Genomic DNA, 18,483 nt, shown 5'->3' with positions numbered 1-18,483 from the left:
CTTACTTGTGGCTGCCGCCGCTGGAGCCGCCGCCATAGCTGCCGCCGCCGCTGCCCGTACGCGAACTCCAGCTGCTGCCGCTGCTACTGCCGGCCACCTTGAACATGCGCACCCAGTTGGCGGCGGTGACACTGAAGGTCACCATCAGGGCGTAGATCACGTATTTACTCATGGGGGATTCTTTGCATTCTTGTCGAGAAAAGCGGCCGGTAGGAATAGCGCCAGGCAGCCCAGCAAACTCCACATCAGGGTGCTGGAGAATGAGACAAACATGGGGATCGCATTCAAGACCAGCACGATGACGATGAAGACCTTGGCGATGCCGCGATGACTGAGCTGGATATTCTGCACGTTGGCGCCGCCATGGAAGGCGCTGCCGAACCAGGCGGCCATCTGGTCATGGGCGACGGGCGCGGAGCGCGACCAGGTCATTTCCTCGCCGGTGAGCTCCGCCGCCAGTTTGGTCTGTCCCTGCTCGAATTCAAACACGCGCGTGCTGTCGCCGACGGCCACCTTCCAGTTGAAGGCACCCGCCGCATACACGACCTGCGAGCCGTAGTCATACAGTTTGCGGTAGGTGGCGCCATCGAGCGTGCAGGTATCGGCGTCCAATGAGGCCCAGTTGGGCCAGTTCGGCAGCACGTTCGAGCGCGACCAGCCATCGTCGGTTTCCACCAGCCAGAAGAAGCCGGCGCGCGCGCCATACAGCAGGTATTCGTTCCACTCGCTGCCTTCGTCGTCGGCGCGGCGCATCATGCCGATCACCGTGAAATCCACATTGTTGATCTTCGCGCTGGCGCCCAGCTCCAGGGTGAGGTCGGCGTTGTCGTGCACCTGCTTGCCGATGGCCAGCACCTGCGCTTCCGGACCGCTGGCGTCGAGTTGCGCATGGCAGGCGGGACACACCAGCTGCGCTGCAGCGCCGGGCACATATTGGATGCCGCTGCCGCAGGACGGGCAGTCGAGGGCATCGAGCTTGCCGCGGTACTTGCCAGCGCTCCTGGCGATGGTATCGTCGTCGCGCAGCAGCTGGCACTTCAAACTGTCCAGGGTGACGGCCACGCCCTGGTAGACGATGGGTTGCGGGCCATCCGTATAGTCGAGCGTGACAAAGCTGGCGTAGTTGCGGAAGTCCGCCACCTGGATGCGCCAGCCAGCGCCCACCTTGAAGGGCAATTCTCCCTGGCCGGCGATGCATTCGGCGCTGCGGATCTCGGCCGCCGTGTACGGTTCGCCGCAGATCGTGTAGCGCCTGCCCGGCGCCAGCTCGGCAAAGGCAGGCAGCGCGTCTTGCGTGCTGCGTACGCGCGTCAGGGTGTACAGGCCGGACGAGTCGCCCAGCCACGCCGTGCTGGCGTCGTCGAACAGCAGATACCACTCGTTCCACGTACCGGCGCTGTAGCGCTGCTGGATGCGCCCGACGACGGTGAAGTGCACGCCATCGTGCACGCCGGCCGTGCCGATCTGGATCGGCGAATAGTCTTCCAGGACGGCCGACATCTTGCCCACGTCCCTGACGGAATCGGCGTCCTTGAGGATGGTGCTGTGGCAGTACTCGCACACGGCGAGTACGGAAGCGTGCGAGCGGAAGCGGACTTCCGCGCCGCAGCTGGGACAGGAAACAGTTTGCATGCAGTCGCGCTTAGCCGATCAGTTTTTTCAGCAGTTCAGCCTTGGCGCCGTCGTAGTCGGCCGGCGAAATGAGCCCCTTGTCGAGCAGACCCTTGAGCTTTTCCAGGCGCGCCTCGATCGGTTCTTCCGCGGGGGCCGGTGGCGCTGCCGGAGCTGGCGCTGGGGCGGGCTGCTGCAGCGCATTGCCCATACTTTGCGCCATCACCTGGCCGATCGACAGTCCGGCACCGAGACCGGCGCCGATGCCGGCCATGCCGCCTTCGTTCTGCGCCGCCAGCGGGATCGCGTTGGCCACCTGGAATTTCGTGTAGCCGCTCATCTTGTCGGCGCCCAGGCCGCCCTTCATGCCGGCGGAAATACGTTCGTCGAGCGCCGCCTGCAATTCCTCGGGCAGGCTGATGCTGGCCACGTTGAATTCATCGAGGCCCACGCCGTAGCGGGAAAACGCCTGCGCTAGGCCATCCTTGACCTCCTGCGCCATCAGCGCCTGGTTGGCCGCCATGTCGAGGAAGGGGACATTCGCGCCGCCCAGCGAGCTGGCCATGCTCGACATCAAAATGCCGCGCAATTGATCTTCCACTTCGTCGCGCGTATACACTTCGCGCGTGCCGCTGATTTCGGTGAAGAAGGTGCGGGCGTCGGCGATGCGGTACGAATACATGCCGAAGGCGCGCACGCGGATCATGTCGAAATCCTTGTCGCGGATGGTGATCGGCTGTGGCGTGCCCCACTTGCGGCCCGTCTGCACGCGGGTGCTGAAGTAATACACGTCCGACTTGAAGGGCGAATCGAACAGCTTGTCCCAGTTTTTCAGGTTGGTCAGCAGCGGTAGGGTTTGCGTCGTCAGCTTGTGCGTGCCGGGACCGAAGACGTCGGCGATCTTGCCTTCATTGACGAAGACGGCCACTTGCGATTCGCGCACATTCAGGATGGCGCCGTTCTGAATCTCGAAATCCTGCATGGGAAAACGCCAGGCCAGCACGCCTTCCGTCTCTTCGTTCCACTGCAGTACGTCGATAAACTGCTTCTTGATAAAGCTGCCGAGGCTCATGATGGTGTCCTTGAATGAGGTAAAACGTCAGGAAATGCAAGCGGCGTTGATGGCGCCGATCGACAGGGAAATGGCGGCCAGCAGGCCGCCGAAGGCACTGTTGTTCGATTCGATCTGGTCTTTCGACATGCGCAGCAGGCGCGTGGTGACCACATAGGCGAGCAATTGCACCACCATGGCGCCGAAGGCCCAGGCGAAGAACTGCTGATAGTCGGCCGTGTGCATCAGGGACGAGGCGATCGTGGCGGAAAAGCCCAGCATGGCGCCGCCCAGCGACAGGGCTGCCGCCTGATTTCCTTGGCGGATCAGCAGCACTTCGTTATACGGCGTGACGCGCGTGTAGATGATAAAAAATACAATCAGCAGCCCGGCGGCCAGTAAAAGATGGATCAGATAGTTTAGGATGGCGGGCACGGCATTCCTTACAATGAGTATTTGATAACGTCAACGCATATTAGAACAAAAAAAAGCCCCATGAACAAAAAGATTCTGATTTTGTCCGTCTTCGTGGTCGCCTCCTGCGGCCTCGCGTATGAGCTGATCGCCGGAGCCATGTCCAGCTACCTGCTCGGCGACTCCATTCTGCAGTTTTCCACCATCATCGGCTGCTACTTGTTCGCAATGGGTGTGGGCGCTCACTTTTCAAAATATGTACGCGACGACGACGTGCTCTCGCGTTTCGTCGACATCGAACTAGCCGTGGGCTTGATCGGCGGCCTGTCGGCCGCCATCCTGTTCATGACCTTTTCGTGGATGGCCGCGCCATTTCGCACCTTATTGTATGTGATGGTGTTCCTGATCGGCGCACTGGTCGGCATGGAAGTGCCGCTGGTGATGCGCGCCCTGAACTCGCGCCAGACGGAGTTTTCTGAGCTGGTCAGCCGCGTGCTGACCTTCGATTACCTGGGCGCGCTGGCCGTTTCCCTGCTGTTTCCGCTGGTGCTGTCGCCGTACCTGGGACTTGTGCGCACGGGTTTCCTGTTCGGCATGCTCAACGTGGGCGTGGGCCTGTGGACGATCTGGGTGTTCCGCGCGGAACTGAAGAACCTCACGGGGCGCTTCCTGCGCGCTTGCGCCGTGATGCTGGTGCTGGTGGCCGGCTTTGCCATGTCGGACCGCATGGTGGCCTGGGGCGAGCACGGCCTGTTCGGCGACCAGATCGTGTACTCGACCACCACGCCCTACCAGCGCCTGGTGATCACGCGCTGGAAGGACGATACGCGGCTGTACATCAACGGCAACCTGCAGTTTTCTTCGCGCGACGAGTACCGCTATCACGAGGCGCTGGTGCACCCCGTGCTGGAAGCGTTGCCCTGGGCGCGCCGCGTGCTGGTGCTGGGCGGCGGCGATGGCTTGGCCCTGCGCGAAATTCTGCGTTATCCCCACGTCGAACACGTCACCGTCGTCGACCTCGACCCCGCCATGACGGCCGCGTTTACCACGCGCCCGGAACTGGCAAAGCTGAACAACAATTCGTTCTCGGACAAGCGGGTTACCGTAGTTAATGCCGATGCCGCCGTCTGGCTGCGCAACAACGGCGACATGTTCGACGCGGCAATCGTCGATTTCCCCGATCCGTCCAGCTTCGCGCTCGGAAAACTGTATTCGGTGCCGTTCTACGACCTGGTGAAAAAACACCTGGCCGCCAAGGGCTTGATGGTGGTGCAATCGACGTCGCCGTTCTTTGCGCCGCACGCCTACTGGACCATCAATTCGACCCTGCGCGAAGTGGGCATGCGCACCTGGCCCTATCACGCCTACGTGCCCTCGTTCGGCGAATGGGGATTTATCCTCGCTTCACCCCAGCTCGACTACAAACCGCCCACCAACTATCGCCTGCCCATGCGCTACCTGAATGCGGACACCACGCGCGAAATGTTCATCTTCCCGCCCGACATGCAGCCGTTGCCCATGGCGCCGAATCGCCTGAATACCCAGTCGCTCGTGCATGAATTCGAGCAGGACTGGAACCGGGTGATCCGCTGATGCAGCGCCGTTCCTTCATGCTGTGGGCCGCCGGCGGCACGGCAGCGGCCGTCGCTGGCATCGGCAGCATCGCCGCGTATCTGCGCTGGCAGGAAATCACGCCCAAGGTGCTGTATCCGGGCCGCAGCGAGGGGCATTATTTGCGCAAGCTGCTGCGCGAGCGCACGGCGCTGCCGGCGCCCTCGGCAACCGTCACCACCGACGTGGCGATTCTCGGCTCCGGTATCGCCGGCCTGACGGCCGCCTGGCGCTTGAATAAACTGGGTGACCAGGACTTCCTCATGATCGATGGTCCCCAGCCGTACGGCAACGCGGCCGGTGGGCAGTTCGGCGACCTGGCCTATCCGACAGGCGGCCACTATCTGCCGCTGCCTTCGCCCGAATCGACCCATGTGCGCGAGATCCTGTTCGACCTGGGTATCATCCAGCGCGACCCCATGGCGGAAAAGCCGACTTACGACGAGCGTTACATCCTGCACGCGCCCGAGGAGCGCCTGCTGTTCAACGGCCACTGGCAGGATGGCTTCATTCCCACCGAAGGCGTTTCTGCCGAAGAACTGGCGCAACACGAGCGTTTCTTTGCCGAGGTGCGGCGCCTGCGCCAGGCGCATGGCAACGACGGCAAACGCGTCTTCGTGTTCCCGACAGTGGCATCGTCGCAAGACCCGGCCTGGCAGGCGCTGGACAGCATCACCTTGAAGCAGTGGATGGAGCGCGAAGGCTATACCTCGCCCACTCTGCACTGGTATTTGAATTACTGCTGCCGTGACGATTACGGCACGCGCTACGACCAGGTCTCGGCCTGGGCCGGCCTGCATTACTACTGCAGCCGCTGGGGACAGGCTGCCAATGCCGGCAACGGCGCCTGGCTGACCTGGCCGGGCGGCATGCAACCGGTCGCCACGGCCATGGAGCAGGCGTCGGGTGTCAAACGTCATGCAGGCACGGTAGTTTCCGTGCAGACGACGGAACAGGGCGTGGAGGCGCTGTGCCTGGACCTGGTCGACGGCCAGCCGCGCACCTACCTGGTCAAGGCGCGCAAGGCCATCTGCGCCATGCCCTTGTATGTGGCGGCGCGCGTGGTCAACGACATCGCCAGCTATGGCTTCGACCTCAAACGCGATACGCCCGCGTATGCGCCGTGGTTGGTGGCGAATTTTTTACTGAAACGCTTTCCCGACGAATTGCCGCATGCGCCGCTGTGCTGGGACAACGTGGTGTACCAGGAACCGGGCCTCGGCTATGTCGTCTCCACGCACCAGGACATCCGCGTTCGCCCGCCCGAGAAAACCGTCTTCAGCGCCTATGTGGCCCTGTCCGACCGCACGCCGCAGGAAGCGCGCAAGTGGTTAGATGTGGCCACGCCCGAGCAATTGCTGGCGCTGGCCAGCATCGATTTGAAGACGGCGTATGGGCGCGACTTTGTCAGCTGCGTGGAACGTGTCGACATCACCGTGCGTGGCCACGCCATGGCGGCACCGTTGCCAGGATTTCGCAGCAATGCGGGCTTGAAGGCGCTGCGCGAGCACGATGGCGCAATTCTGTTTGCGCATGCGGATTTGTCGGGCTTTTCCGTGTTCGAGGAAGCGGCGTGGTGGGGGGACCGCGCGGCGCGCCTGGCGGCCAAATAAAAAGGCCGGCGCGAACGCCGGCCAGAGCCCCCTAAGGCTCGAACCGGTCTACTTGTTCTTGTTGATGACGTCGATGAACACGGCCGCCAGCAGCACCAGGCCCTTGATTACCTGTTGGTAGTCGATGCCGATGCCCATGATGGACATGCCGTTGTTCATCACGCCCATGATGAAGGCGCCGATGACGGCGCCCATCACCTTGCCCACGCCGCCCGAAGCCGAGGCGCCGCCGATGAAGCAGGCGGCGATCACGTCCAGCTCGAAACCTGTTCCCGCTTTCGGCGTGGCCGTGTTCAGGCGCGCCGCGAAGATCAAACCGGCCAGCGCGGCCAGCATGCCCATGTTGACGAAGGTGTAGAAGCTGACCCGTTCCGTCTTGATGCCGGACAGGCGCGCCGCCTTCTCATTGCCGCCCACCGCATACACGCGGCGTCCCAGTACGGTGCGGTTGGTAATGAAGGTGTAGGCGACGATGAGCAGCGACATCACGGCCAGCACGTTGGGAAAGCCGCGGTACGACGCCAGCAGGTAGCTGAAATACACCATCACGGCGGCGAAGATGGCGTTTTTCAGCAGGAAGAAGGCGCGCGGCTCGTTTTCCATGCCGTGTTTCAGTTGCTTGGTGCGGCTGCGCAGCGAGGTGATGATCAGCGCCGCTGCGGCGATCACGCCCAGCAGCAGGGAAAAGCCGCGCAGGTTTTCGCCGCCGAACGGGTCGGGCAGGAAGCCCGAGCTGAGCATCTGGAAGCCTTCCGGGAAGGGGCCGACCGACTGGCCAGCCAGCAGTGCCAGGGTCAGGCCCTTGAATACCAGCATGCCGGCCAGGGTGACGATGAAGGAGGGGATTTTGAAGAAGGCGACAAAATAGCCTTGCGCGCCGCCGATGACGGCGCCGGCCAGCAGGCAGATGATGCTGGCGGCGACAAAGTTCATGTTGTAGTTGACGATCAGGACGGCAGCCAACGCACCGACGAAGCCGACCACCGAACCGACGGACAAATCGATATGGCCGGCCACGATGACCATCAGCATGCCCAGTGCCATGATGACGATGTAGCTGTTTTGCAGCACCAGGTTGGTCAGGTTCAGCGGCTGCATCAGGGTGCCGTCGGTCATGTACTGGAAAAAGCCCATGATGACGATCAGGGAGAGCAGCATGCCGTAGTCGCGCATATTGTTCTTCAAAAAGCCGGCATAGCTTTTCACTTGCGGTGCGGCCGCTGGCGCGCCTGCCGCCGTTCCCGCTGTCAGTTTATTGTCCATTGTTTTCTCCGTGTGTAACGATCGCGCGCATGATTCGCTCTTGCGATGCTTCTGCTGCGCTCAGTTCTGCCGCGAAGCGGCCTTCGTTCATGACATAGATCCGGTCGCACATGCCCAGCAATTCCGGCATTTCCGACGAAATCATGATGATGCATTTGCCTTCGGCGGCCAGCTCGCTGATGATGCTGTAGATCTCGTATTTGGCGCCCACGTCGATACCGCGGCTCGGTTCATCGAGGATCAGGATGTCGGGGCGCGAAAACAGCCACTTTGCCAGCACCACTTTCTGCTGATTGCCGCCGGACAGGTTGACCACTTTCTGCGCCACGCTCGAGCAACGGGTCTTGAGCTTGCGGCGGAACTCCTCGGCCACGCTGAATTCACGCTGCTCGTCGATCACCATGCGCTTCGAAATTGCGTCCAGGTTGGCCAGGCTGGTATTCTTCTGGATGTCCTCTTCCAGGATCAGGCCCAGGCCCTTGCGGTCTTCCGTGACATACGCAAGGCCATGCGCGATCGCCTTGCCGATGGTGCTGACGTCGATTTCCTGGCCGTTCTTCAGCACCGTGCCGCTGATGCGCTGTCCGTAGGCGCGCCCGAAAATGCTCATCGCCAGTTCCGTGCGCCCGGAGCCCATCAAGCCGGCGATGCCGATGATCTCGCCCTTCCTGGCGTGCATGTTGATGCCCTTGATGACAGGGCGCTCGGCATGCTCGGGATGGAACACGCGCCAATCGCGCACTTCGAAAATGGTCTCGCCGATGGTGGGCGTGCGCGGTGGATAGCGGTCGGCCATCTCGCGCCCGACCATTTTTTCGATGATGCGGTCTTCGCTGACTGGCTCCATGCGGCAGTCGAAACTGTCGACCGTGTTCCCGTCGCGCAGCACCGTGATGGCATCGGCGACTCTGGAAATTTCATTGAGCTTGTGCGAGATCAGGATGGAGGCGATGCCCTGGGCTTTCAGGCCCAGCAGCAGGTCGAGCAGGGCTGCGCTGTCGCTCTCGTTCAGGCTGGCCGTCGGCTCGTCGAGGATCAGCAGCTTGACGTCCTTGCACAGCGCCTTGGCGATTTCGATCAGTTGCTGCTTGCCCACGCCCAGGTTGGTGATCAGGGTGTCCGGGGACTCTTTCAGGCCGACTTTGTGCAGCAGTTCGCGCGTCTTCGCTTGCGCGTATTCCCAGTCGATGACACCCATGCGGGCCGGCTCGTTGCCGAGGAAGATATTCTCGGCGATCGACAACTGGGGCACCAGCGCCAGTTCCTGGTGGATGATGATGATGCCGATTTCTTCGCTGTCCTTGATGCCGCGGAAGTGCCGCGTCTGGCCCAGGTAATCGATGTCGCCCGTATAGCTGCCATGGCCGTAGACGCCGCTCAGCACTTTCATCAGGGTCGATTTGCCGGCGCCGTTTTCGCCGACGATGGCGTGGATTTCGCCGCTGCGTACCCGCAGGTTGACATTGTCGAGCGCAACGACGCCCGGGAATGTTTTGCGTATCCCGCGCATTTCCAGGATAGTGTTCGTCATATAACCTCTCTGGCACGGCCGCGCTGGTCGGCGCCGGTCGTGCGGCAGTCTTGTTCTTGATCGTGCATGAAGCGAAAGGCCCGGCAGCGCCGGGCCTTCAGTACCGTCGATGCTTATTTCACTTGCGCTTCCGTGTAGTAGCCGCTGCCGGTGACGAGTACCTGCTTCCAGTTCGCCTTGTCGACGGTGACCGGTTTTAACAGGTAGGACGGCACGACTTTCACGCCGTTGTTATAGGTCTTGGTATCGTTGACGGTCGGGACTTTGCCCGACATCATCGCGTCGACCATGTTGGCCGTCACCTTGGCCAGTTCGCGCGTGTCCTTGAACACGGTCGATGCCTGTTCGCCGCGGATGATCGATTTCACCGACGGGATTTCCGCATCCTGGCCTGTCACGACGGGGAACGGTTGTTTCGGCGTGCCGTAGCCGACGCCCTTGAGCGACGACAGGATGCCGATGCTCAAGCCGTCATACGGCGACAGCACCGCGTCGACGCGCGCATTGCCGTAGTATGCGCTGAGCAGGTTGTCCATGCGCGCCTGCGCCACGGCGCCGTCCCAGCGCAGGGTGGCGACCTTTTCCATGCCCATCTGCTTCGAGCGCACCACCAGCTTGCCGCTGTCGATGTAGGGTTTCAGCACCGACAGCGCGCCGTTGTAGAAGAAGTGCGCGTTGTTGTCATCGGCCGAGCCGCCGAACAGCTCGATGTTGAACGGGCCCTTGCCTTCCTTGAGTTTCAGCGCCGATTCGATATAGCCCGCTTGCAGCACGCCGACCTGGAAATTGTCGAAGGTGGCGTAGTAGTCGATGTTTTTCGTGCCGCGGATCAGGCGGTCATACGAAATGACCTTGATGCCCTTGTCGGCCGCCTTTTGCAGCACGTTCGACAAGGTGGTGCCGTCGATGGCGGCGATCACCAGCACCTTGGCGCCCTTGGTGATCATGTTTTCCACCTGCGCCAGCTGGTTCGGGATATCGTCGTCGGCAAACTGCAAGTCCGTCTTGTAGCCGCGCTCCTTGAATACCTTGACCATGTTGTCGCCATCGGCGATCCAGCGCATGGATGACTTGGTTGGCATCGAGATGCCGATCGCGCCCTTGTCGGCGGCGCTTGCCATGGGCATTACGGCCATGCCGGAGATGGCCAGCGCCAGGCTCGCGGTCAGCATTTTCATTGTTGTTTTCATTTCAGGTCTCCACCGTCTTCGATAGTTGAATGTGCCAGGGCCGTCGTCCCAGTGGGCGGGCTCCGTGCGGATGGCCGATTGCAGGCCACGGCTGATACTAGTTTGTCCATCCATCCCTCACCAATCACTTTTTTCGCATTGGCGATATCCAAAACGATATCGATCGATCAATTGATGCAATGCGCCATAACCCTGCTTCCCGCCTGCTGACAGGGCAGAAACGGGGACCGCGCGGCGGCTTTTTTTGGTGCACTGCAATACCAATAATCATCATTCAATTTGGTGATTTTCGTAATTGCGGCGACACAGGGCGGCGCGCAGAATCGCTCCGAACTTGACCGATTGCCTTCCCATCACGTCCCTTTGAAAGCTTGCCATGCAGCCGATTTCCCCCGCCTCCCTGTTGCCCGCCGACCTGGCGCAGGCCCTCCTCATCGGCCGCATCTGGCGTGACGGCCCTTGCGTCGTCGTCGTGCGCGGTGGCGAGGTGGTCGACCTCACGCAAACGGTGGCGACGGTGGCCGAGCTGTTCGAGCGTAGCGATGCGCTCGATATCGCCCGCCATGCGCCCGGTATTGCGCTCGGCCCCGTGCAGGAACTGCTGGAGCAGGCACTGGCCGCGCCGGCCGGCGCGCCGCTGCTGTTGGCGCCGTGCGACCTGCAGGCTGTCAAGGCATGCGGCGTGACCTTCGCCGTCAGCTTGCTCGAACGGGTGATCGAGGAACAGGCGGGCGGCGACGCGGCACGCGCGGCGAGCCTGCGCGCCGCCCTGCAAATGACCCTGGGCGGCGACTTGTCCGCATTGAAGCCCGGCTCGGACGCGGCGCAGCGCTTGAAACAGCAGCTGCAGCAGCGCGGGGCCTGGTCGCAGTACATGGAAGTGGGCATCGGCCCCGATGCGGAAGTGTTTACCAAGGCGCAGCCGATGTCGTCGGTGGGCTGCGGCGCGCAGGTGGGCTTGCTGCCATCGTCCGCCTGGAACAACCCGGAGCCCGAGATCGTCCTGGCCGTCAACAGCCGCGGCGAGGTGCTGGGGGCGACCTTGGGCAATGACGTCAACCTGCGCGACATCGAAGGGCGCAGTGCCCTCTTGCTGGGCAAGGCCAAGGATAACAACGGTTCCTGCGCCATCGGCCCCTTCATCCGCCTGTTCGACGAACACTTCACGCTCGACACCGTGCGCCAGGCGGAAGTGTCGCTGCTGATCGAAGGCGCGGCCGATGGCTTTGTGCTCGAAGGCGCCAGCTTTATGCGCGAGATCAGCCGTGACCCACTGGACCTGGTGCGGCAAACGGCAGGCCAGTACCACCAGTATCCGGACGGTTTCATGCTGTTCCTGGGGACCATGTTCTCGCCCGTGAAGGACCGCGGCGCGCAGGGCGGCGGCTTCACGCACCACCTGGGCGACCGGGTGACGATTGCCAGCGCCGCGCTGGGCGCGCTGGTCAACGAAGTGCAGCGCTGCGATGCGATTCCTCCCTGGACGTTCGGCGTGCGCGCGCTGTACCAGAACCTGGCCCAACGCGGTTTGCTTTGATTATTTATTAACTAAGAACGCTTAACAAAACCGTAGCGAGCGGATGAGAGTTGTGGCTGAGTAGCGGAGCTGTGCGCATGCACGGGGACGCCGAGTCAGTGAGCATCGGAGGCCGCAAATCTCGACGCGCAGTAGGTTTGGTTATGCGTTCCTAAAAAGAGAGACACCATGCAACATGCAATCTACCCCAGCCTGGCAGGCCAGCGCGTCGTCATCACGGGCGGCGGCACCGGCATCGGCGTGGCCATCGTCGAGGCGTTCGCGCGCCAAGGCGCCTACGTCACCTTTCTCGACATCGCCCGCGAAGCGTCGCTGGCGCTGCAGGAAAAGCTGGCCGACCTGCCGCAGCCGCCCGTTTTCCGCTACTGCGACCTGACGGATCTGGGCGCCCTGGTCGCCACCTTCGCCGAGATCGAACACAGCGCGGGCGCTACGGATATCCTTATCAACAACGCGGCCAATGACGACCGCCACCAGCTGCAGGACGTCACGCCCGCCTACTGGGACGAGCGCATTGCCGTCAACCTGCGCCACCAGTATTTCTGCGCCCAGGCTGTGGCGCCGGCCATGCGCGCCAAGGGCGGCGGCGTGATCCTCAACCTGGGGTCGATTTCCTGGCACCTGGCGCAAGCGCGCCTGTCGATCTACATGACGGCGAAAGCCGGTATCGAGGGCTTGACGCGCGGTCTGGCGCGCGACCTGGGCGTCGACGGCATCCGCGTCAATTGCATCATTCCCGGCGCCGTGCGCACGCCGCGCCAGGAAAAACTGTGGCATACGCCGGAGGCGGAAGCCGTGATCCTGCAGGGGCAATGCCTGCAGCTGCGCGTGGAGCCGGAAGACGTGGCGGCGCTGGCGCTGTTCCTCGCGTCGGACAACGCGGCCAAGTGCGCCGGCCGCGAATACTATGTCGACGCAGGCTGGTACGGCGCATGAGTACCCCAAACAATCGCCAGTCGCGGCGCTTCCGCTCGCAGGACTGGTTCGACAATCCCGACCACATCGACATGACGGCGCTGTACCTGGAGCGCTTCATGAACTACGGGATCACGGCCGAGGAGCTGCGTTCGGGCCGGCCCATCATCGGTATTGCGCAAAGCGGCAGCGATATCAGCCCCTGCAACCGCATCCACCTGGAACTGGCCCAGCGCGTGCGCGACGGCATCCGCGATGCGGGCGGCATCCCGATGGAATTCCCGCTGCACCCGATCTTTGAAAACTGCCGCCGTCCGACGGCCGCGCTGGACCGCAACCTGGCGTATCTGGGCCTTGTGGAAATCCTGCATGGTTACCCGATCGACGCCGTGGTGCTGACGACGGGTTGCGACAAGACCACGCCGGCCCAGCTGATGGCCGCCGCCACGGTGGACATTCCCGCCATCGTGCTGTCGGGCGGGCCCATGCTCGATGGCTGGATGGACGGCGAACTGGTGGGTTCTGGCGCGGCCATCTGGAAGGGCCGCCGCCAGCTGTCCGCCGGCCTGATCGACAACGACAAATTCCTGCAGATCGCCGCCGCCTCGGCGCCGTCGGCCGGCCACTGCAACACCATGGGCACGGCATCGACCATGAATGCGCTGGCCGAGGCGCTGGGCATGTCCCTGACGGGCTGCTCGGCCATTCCCGCGCCGTACCGCGAACGGGGCCAGATCGCCTACGAAACGGGGCGTCGCATCGTCGGCATGGCGCATGACGACGTGCGCCCGTCGAGCATCCTCACGCGCGAGGCGTTTTTGGACGCCATCATCGTCAACGCCGCCATCGGCGGCTCCACCAACGCCCAGCCGCATCTGATGGCCATGGCGCGCCATGCGGGCGTGGAATTGGCGTCAAGCGACTGGATGGCGCATGGCTACGACGTGCCGCTGCTGTTGAACATGCAGCCGGCCGGCAAATACCTGGGCGAGCGCTTCCACCGCGCCGGCGGCGTGCCGGCCGTGATGTGGGAACTGCTGCAGGCGGGGTTGTTGCACGCGCAGCGCGCCACCGTCACGGGCCGGAGCATGGCGGAGAACCTGGCCGGGCGCGAAAGCGCGGACCGCGAGATGATCCGCCCGTTTGCCGCGCCGCTGAAGGAAAAGGCCGGTTTCATGGCCTTGCAGGGCAACCTGTTCGATTTCGCCATCATGAAGACCAGCGTGATTTCGCCCGCCTTCCGCGAGCGCTACCTGTCGCGCCCCGGCAGCGAAGGCGTGTTCGAGGCGCGCGCCATCGTCTTTGATGGTTCGTCCGACTACCACGCGCGCATCAACGATCCGGCGCTTGGCATCGACGACAGCTGCATGCTGGTCATGCGCGGCGCCGGTCCCGTGGGCTGGCCCGGTTCGGCCGAAGTGGTCAACATGCAGCCGCCCGATGCCCTTCTCAAGGCCGGCATTCTGAACCTGCCGACCCTGGGTGATGGGCGCCAGTCGGGCACCTCGGACAGTCCCTCGATTTTGAACGCCTCGCCGGAAAGCGCCGTGGGCGGCGGCTTGGCGCTGCTGCGCACGGGCGACATGATCCGCGTGGACTTGAATGGGGGCCAGTGCGACATGCTGGTCGATGCGTTTGAACTGGCGCGCCGCGCCAAAGAGCTGCCGCCGCCGGTCAACGACAGCGCCACGCCATGGCAGGAAATCTACCGCGCCAGCGTGGGCCAGCTGGAAACGGGCGCCTGCATGGAGCTGGCGCTGAAATACCGCGCCGTGGGACAGACCCTGCCCCGTCATAACCATTAGTCGCACGTAGGTCGGGTTAGCGCTTCGCGCGTAACCCGACAACACCAGCATCACCAAATTTTTCAGCAGTACCCCGTAGTGAAAAAACGTTGTTAATAAAATCCACAAGGAGACACACAATGAACAAGATCATCAGTGCAGCCATCATGACCGCCATGCTGGCATTGAGCAGCAGCGCCGCCCTGGCCGATGCAAAAAACCCGAAGATCGGCTTTTCCATCGATGACTTGCGCGTGGAGCGCTGGACGCGCGACCGCGATTTCTTCATCGCCGCCGCCGAAAAGCAGGGCGCCAAGGTCTTCGTGCAATCGGCCGACGCCAGCGAGCAGCGTCAGATTTCGCAAATCGAAAACCTGATCTCGCGCGGCGTGGACGTGCTGGTGATCGTGCCGTTCAATGCGACGGTATTGAACAACACCGTCAAGGAAGCGAAAAAGGCAGGCATCAAGGTGCTGTCGTATGACCGATTGATCCTGAACGCCGATATCGACGCGTATATCTCGTTCGACAACGAGAAAGTGGGCGAGATGCAGGCCGAAGGCGTGACCAAGCTGCAACCGAAGGGCAATTACTACCTGCTGGGCGGCTCGCCGACCGACAACAACGCCAAGATGCTGCGCGAAGGTCAGATGAAGGTGCTCAAGCCGTTCATCGACAAGGGCGATATCAAGATCGTCGGCCAGCAGTGGGTGAAGGACTGGAGCGCCACCGAAGCGCTGTCCATCGTGGAAAACGCGCTGACGGCCAACGGCAACAAGATCGACGCCATCGTCGCCTCGAACGACGGCACGGCCGGCGGCGCCATCCAGGCCCTGGCCGCGCAAAAACTGGCAGGCAAGGTGCCTGTTTCGGGCCAGGATGCCGATCTGGCGGCGGTGAAACGCGTGATCGCCGGCACGCAGTCGATGACGGTCTACAAGCCGCTGAAAACCATCGCCGCCGAAGCGGCCAAGCTGGCCGTGCAACTGGCGCGCAATGAAAAGCCGGCCTACAACTCCAGCTATGACAACGGCTTGAAAAAAGTCAGCACGGTGCTGTTGAAACCTACGCCCTTGACCAAGGCGAACGTGAACATTCTTGTCGACGACGGCTTCTATACCAAAGCTCAGTTGGGCAACTAAAAGCTGGGGTCAGGCCCGCCGGGGGAGTACGCCCCAATGGGGCGCACTCCGATCCCACAGGGACTGACCCCTGATTTCTCTTGCTTCTTGGTGAATGAATGTGAGCTCAGATGTCTGAATATCTGCTTGAAATGAAAGGCATCGTCAAACAGTTTGGCGGTGTCCGCGCGCTTGACGGCATCGACCTGCAGGTGCGGGCCGGCGAGTGCATCGGCCTGTGCGGCGAGAATGGCGCCGGCAAGTCGACCCTGATGAAGGTGCTGTCCGGTGTGTACCCGCATGGCACCTGGGACGGCGACATACTGTGGGATGGCCAGCCCCTGCGCGCGCAATCGATCCGCGACACGGAAGACGCGGGCATCATCATCATCCACCAGGAGCTGATGCTGGTGCCGCAGCTGTCCGTGGCCGAGAATATCTTCATGGGCCGCGAGCTGACCCTGCCGGGCGGACGCATGCATTACGCAGCCATGTACAAGCGCGCCGACGAGCTGTTGCGCGAACTGAAAATTCCCGAATTGAACGTGGCGCAGCCCGTGATGAATTACGGCGGCGGCCACCAGCAACTGGTGGAAATCGCCAAGGCGCTCAACAAGAATGCACGCTTGCTGATACTCGACGAGCCGTCATCGTCGCTGACGGCGTCGGAAATCGCCGTGCTGCTCGATATCCTGCGCGCGTTGAAAGCCAAGGGCGTCACCTGTATCTACATTTCGCACAAGCTCGATGAAGTGGCGGCCATCTGCGACACTATCGTCGTCATCCGCGACGGCAGGCATATCGCGACCACGCCGATGGCGCAGATGAACGTTGAACGCATCATCGCGCAGATGGTGGGCCGCGAAATGAGCCAGCTGTATCCGCAGCGCGCGCAGCCGCCGGCCATTGGCGAGGTGTTGTTCGAGGCGCGCCATGTGACTTGCATCGACGCCGACAACCCGCAGCGCAAGCGCGTCGACGATGTGTCATTCACCCTGCGCAAGGGCGAGGTCCTCGGCATCGCCGGTCTGGTGGGGGCGGGGCGCACGGAGCTCGTCTCGGCCCTGTTTGGCGCCTACCAGGGGCCGTGCGAGGCCGAAGTGTGGCTCGATGGCCGGAGAATCGATACCGGTTCGCCGCAAAAGGCCATCGCCAAGGGCCTGGCGATGGTGCCGGAGGACCGCAAGCACTACGGCATCGTGCCGGACCTCGACGTGGGGCAGAACATCACCCTGGCCGTGCTGGAGCAATTCGCGCGCGCCACGCGCATCGATGGCGAGGCGGAATTGACGGCCGTGCGCGGCGAGATCGCCCAGCTGGAGCTGAAGGCGGCCAGCCCGTCGCTGCCCATTACGAGCCTGTCGGGCGGCAACCAGCAAAAGGCCGTGCTGGCTAAGATGCTGCTGACGCGCCCGCGCGTCCTGATCCTTGACGAGCCCACGCGCGGCGTGGACGTGGGCGCCAAATATGAAATCTACAAATTGATGCTGGCGCTGGCCGACCGGGGCGTGGCCATCATTATGGTCTCGTCGGAACTGGCCGAAGTGCTGGGCGTGTCCGACCGCGTGCTGGTGATGGGCGAGGGCCGCCTGCGCGGCGACTTTATCAACGATGGCCTGAGTCAGGAAACCGTGCTGGCGGCGGCGCTGGACCAGCGCCCGGCACCCGCCGCCAACACCGCAAACAAGGAACCCGCAGCATGAAACCGCACAGTATCAAACAGCTGTTCACCCAATACAAGATGCTGGCCCTGCTGATCGCCGTGGCGCTGATCTGGGCCTTCTTTTCGTGGAAGACGGAGGGCAGTTTCCTTACGCCGCGCAACCTGTCGAACCTGCTGCGCCAGATGTCCGTCACCGGCATCCTCGCCTGCGGCATGGTGCTGGTGATTATCGCCGGCGAGATCGACCTGTCGATCGGCTCCCTGCTGGGGCTACTCGGCGGCATCGCCGCCGTGCTGGACGTGACGCAGCACTGGCCGCTGGCGTTGAACCTGGCGGCGGTACTCGGCTGCGGCCTGGTGATCGGTTTGCTCAACGGCTACCTGACGGCGTACCGGGGTATCCCGTCCTTCATCGTGGGACTGGGGGGCATGCTGGCGTATCGCGGCATTTTGCTGGGCATCACGGGCGGCATCACGATCGCGCCCGTCTCCGAGCCGATGGTCTACTTGGGACAGGGCTACCTGCCCGCGGTGCCCGGCATCGTGCTGGGCATCGGCCTGTTCCTGCTGGCCGCTTTCCTGACGTGGCGCGCGCGTGCCAGCCGCGCGCAGCATGGCTTGCCGCAGACGGCGCCCTGGGCCGACGGCTTGCGCCTGGCCGTCATCGGCGCCGTGCTGTACGCCTTCGTGCAAACCCTGAATGGCTATGAAGGCATCCCGCTGCCCGTGCTGTTGCTGCTGGCCTTGCTGGGGCTGTTCAGCTACATCACCAGCCAGACCGTGTTCGGCCGCCGCATCTACGCTGTCGGCAGCAATATGGAAGCGACGCGCTTGTCCGGCATCAATGTGAAAGCCGTCAAGCTGTGGATCTTCGGCATCATGGGCCTGATGTGCGCGCTGGCGGGTCTGATCAACACGGGTCGCCTGGCGGCCGGTTCGCCGTCGGCCGGCACCTTCAGCGAACTCGATGCCATCGCCGCCTGCTTCATCGGCGGCACTTCGATGCGCGGCGGCTCGGGCACCGTGTATGGCGCCCTTATTGGCGCGCTGGTGATGGCCAGCCTGGATAACGGCATGTCCATGCTGGACGTGGACACCTACTGGCAGATGATCGTAAAAGGCAGTATCCTCACCCTCGCCGTGTGGGTCGATGTCAGCACGCGTGCCGGACGCCGCTAG

At 62.9% G+C, this 18,483-nt stretch carries 15 protein-coding genes; 8 read left to right on the top strand and 7 right to left on the bottom strand.

All coding sequences use genetic code 11. The features are described 5' to 3' along the window. Window position 1 precedes the first annotated feature (1 nt). From O0881_RS19305 to O0881_RS19290, 4 genes are read right to left on the bottom strand one after another with little or no spacing between them, the layout of a single operon-like run. The gene (locus O0881_RS19305) at window positions 2–172 is read right to left on the bottom strand and encodes a hypothetical protein (protein ID WP_157814714.1); all 171 of its coding nucleotides are present in this window, start codon (window positions 170–172) and stop codon (window positions 2–4) included. Beyond that, complete coding sequence (locus tag O0881_RS19300) at window positions 169–1,632, bottom strand: DUF4178 domain-containing protein (protein ID WP_289912562.1); 1,464 nt, start codon at window positions 1,630–1,632, stop codon at window positions 169–171. Before O0881_RS19300 ends, O0881_RS19305 begins: the two co-directional genes overlap by 4 nt. Window positions 1,633–1,642: 10 nt before the next feature. Continuing rightward, the gene (locus O0881_RS19295; protein WP_289912561.1) at window positions 1,643–2,683 is read right to left on the bottom strand and encodes an SPFH domain-containing protein; all 1,041 of its coding nucleotides are present in this window, start codon (window positions 2,681–2,683) and stop codon (window positions 1,643–1,645) included. 27 nt (window positions 2,684–2,710) lie between these two features. Next, window positions 2,711–3,097, bottom strand: coding sequence for a DUF350 domain-containing protein (locus tag O0881_RS19290; RefSeq protein ID WP_034783828.1), 387 nt, complete (start codon window positions 3,095–3,097; stop codon window positions 2,711–2,713). 39 nt (window positions 3,098–3,136) lie between these two features. Here O0881_RS19290 and O0881_RS19285 point away from each other — a divergent pair, with 39 nt between their 5' ends. Together O0881_RS19285 and O0881_RS19280 are read left to right on the top strand one after the other, a co-directional pair. Further along, on the top strand, window positions 3,137–4,669 hold the full coding sequence (locus O0881_RS19285) for a polyamine aminopropyltransferase (RefSeq protein ID WP_289912656.1): 1,533 nt from the start codon (window positions 3,137–3,139) through the stop codon (window positions 4,667–4,669). Continuing rightward, the gene (locus O0881_RS19280) at window positions 4,669–6,300 is read left to right on the top strand and encodes an NAD(P)-binding protein (RefSeq protein WP_289912560.1); all 1,632 of its coding nucleotides are present in this window, start codon (window positions 4,669–4,671) and stop codon (window positions 6,298–6,300) included. Before O0881_RS19285 ends, O0881_RS19280 begins: the two co-directional genes overlap by 1 nt. A 48-nt stretch (window positions 6,301–6,348) precedes the next feature. On the opposite strand, the gene mmsB is transcribed toward O0881_RS19280, so the two are convergent. The 3 genes from mmsB to chvE all read right to left on the bottom strand — a co-directional run bounded on the left by mmsB (window position 6,349) and on the right by chvE (window position 10,284). After that, window positions 6,349–7,563 (bottom strand): multiple monosaccharide ABC transporter permease, encoded by a 1,215-nt coding sequence (gene mmsB, locus O0881_RS19275; protein ID WP_289912559.1) that lies wholly within the window; start codon window positions 7,561–7,563, stop codon window positions 6,349–6,351. Beyond that, window positions 7,553–9,094, bottom strand: coding sequence for a multiple monosaccharide ABC transporter ATP-binding protein (gene mmsA, locus O0881_RS19270; RefSeq protein ID WP_289912558.1), 1,542 nt, complete (start codon window positions 9,092–9,094; stop codon window positions 7,553–7,555). The genes mmsB and mmsA overlap by 11 nt, the downstream gene beginning before the upstream one ends. Window positions 9,095–9,207: 113 nt before the next feature. Continuing rightward, the gene (chvE, locus tag O0881_RS19265) at window positions 9,208–10,284 is read right to left on the bottom strand and encodes a multiple monosaccharide ABC transporter substrate-binding protein (RefSeq protein WP_289912557.1); all 1,077 of its coding nucleotides are present in this window, start codon (window positions 10,282–10,284) and stop codon (window positions 9,208–9,210) included. Between the two features lie 376 nt (window positions 10,285–10,660). Here chvE and O0881_RS19260 point away from each other — a divergent pair, with 376 nt between their 5' ends. The 6 genes from O0881_RS19260 (at window position 10,661) to O0881_RS19235 (ending at window position 18,483) form a co-directional block, all read left to right on the top strand. After that, on the top strand, window positions 10,661–11,821 hold the full coding sequence (locus tag O0881_RS19260; RefSeq protein WP_289912556.1) for a fumarylacetoacetate hydrolase family protein: 1,161 nt from the start codon (window positions 10,661–10,663) through the stop codon (window positions 11,819–11,821). 168 nt (window positions 11,822–11,989) lie between these two features. Continuing rightward, a complete protein-coding gene (locus O0881_RS19255; RefSeq protein WP_289912555.1) occupies window positions 11,990–12,757 on the top strand; it encodes an SDR family oxidoreductase in 768 nt (255 codons plus the stop codon). Further along, window positions 12,754–14,541, top strand: a complete 1,788-nt coding sequence (locus O0881_RS19250; protein WP_289912554.1) for an IlvD/Edd family dehydratase — start codon at window positions 12,754–12,756, stop codon at window positions 14,539–14,541. Before O0881_RS19255 ends, O0881_RS19250 begins: the two co-directional genes overlap by 4 nt. 119 nt (window positions 14,542–14,660) lie before the next feature. Next, the gene (xylF, locus tag O0881_RS19245; RefSeq protein WP_034752745.1) at window positions 14,661–15,662 is read left to right on the top strand and encodes a D-xylose ABC transporter substrate-binding protein; all 1,002 of its coding nucleotides are present in this window, start codon (window positions 14,661–14,663) and stop codon (window positions 15,660–15,662) included. A 110-nt stretch (window positions 15,663–15,772) separates the two neighbouring features. Next, window positions 15,773–17,344: a D-xylose ABC transporter ATP-binding protein gene (gene xylG / locus O0881_RS19240; protein WP_289912552.1), complete on the top strand. Its 1,572-nt coding sequence runs from the start codon at window positions 15,773–15,775 to the stop codon at window positions 17,342–17,344. Beyond that, a complete protein-coding gene (locus O0881_RS19235) occupies window positions 17,341–18,483 on the top strand; it encodes a sugar ABC transporter permease (RefSeq protein WP_034783811.1) in 1,143 nt (380 codons plus the stop codon). The genes xylG and O0881_RS19235 overlap by 4 nt, the downstream gene beginning before the upstream one ends.

This window comes from Janthinobacterium sp. SUN100, from assembly GCF_030397705.1.
Classification (GTDB): Bacteria; Pseudomonadota; Gammaproteobacteria; order Burkholderiales; family Burkholderiaceae_D; genus Janthinobacterium; species Janthinobacterium kumbetense.
This window is presented reverse-complemented; position numbering and strand designations above follow the sequence as displayed.

Coding starts and splice junctions, on each gene's coding strand:
- O0881_RS19280 (WP_289912560.1), top strand. CDS start 4,669: ATGCAGCGCCGTTCCTTCATGCTGTGGGCCGCCGGCGGCACGGCAGCG.
- chvE (WP_289912557.1), bottom strand. CDS start 10,284: ATGAAAACAACAATGAAAATGCTGACCGCGAGCCTGGCGCTGGCCATC.
- O0881_RS19300 (WP_289912562.1), bottom strand. CDS start 1,632: ATGCAAACTGTTTCCTGTCCCAGCTGCGGCGCGGAAGTCCGCTTCCGC.
- xylG (WP_289912552.1), top strand. CDS start 15,773: ATGTCTGAATATCTGCTTGAAATGAAAGGCATCGTCAAACAGTTTGGC.
- xylF (WP_034752745.1), top strand. CDS start 14,661: ATGAACAAGATCATCAGTGCAGCCATCATGACCGCCATGCTGGCATTG.
- O0881_RS19295 (WP_289912561.1), bottom strand. CDS start 2,683: ATGAGCCTCGGCAGCTTTATCAAGAAGCAGTTTATCGACGTACTGCAG.
- O0881_RS19255 (WP_289912555.1), top strand. CDS start 11,990: ATGCAACATGCAATCTACCCCAGCCTGGCAGGCCAGCGCGTCGTCATC.
- O0881_RS19260 (WP_289912556.1), top strand. CDS start 10,661: ATGCAGCCGATTTCCCCCGCCTCCCTGTTGCCCGCCGACCTGGCGCAG.
- O0881_RS19235 (WP_034783811.1), top strand. CDS start 17,341: ATGAAACCGCACAGTATCAAACAGCTGTTCACCCAATACAAGATGCTG.
- mmsB (WP_289912559.1), bottom strand. CDS start 7,563: ATGGACAATAAACTGACAGCGGGAACGGCGGCAGGCGCGCCAGCGGCC.
- mmsA (WP_289912558.1), bottom strand. CDS start 9,094: ATGACGAACACTATCCTGGAAATGCGCGGGATACGCAAAACATTCCCG.
- O0881_RS19250 (WP_289912554.1), top strand. CDS start 12,754: ATGAGTACCCCAAACAATCGCCAGTCGCGGCGCTTCCGCTCGCAGGAC.
- O0881_RS19305 (WP_157814714.1), bottom strand. CDS start 172: ATGAGTAAATACGTGATCTACGCCCTGATGGTGACCTTCAGTGTCACC.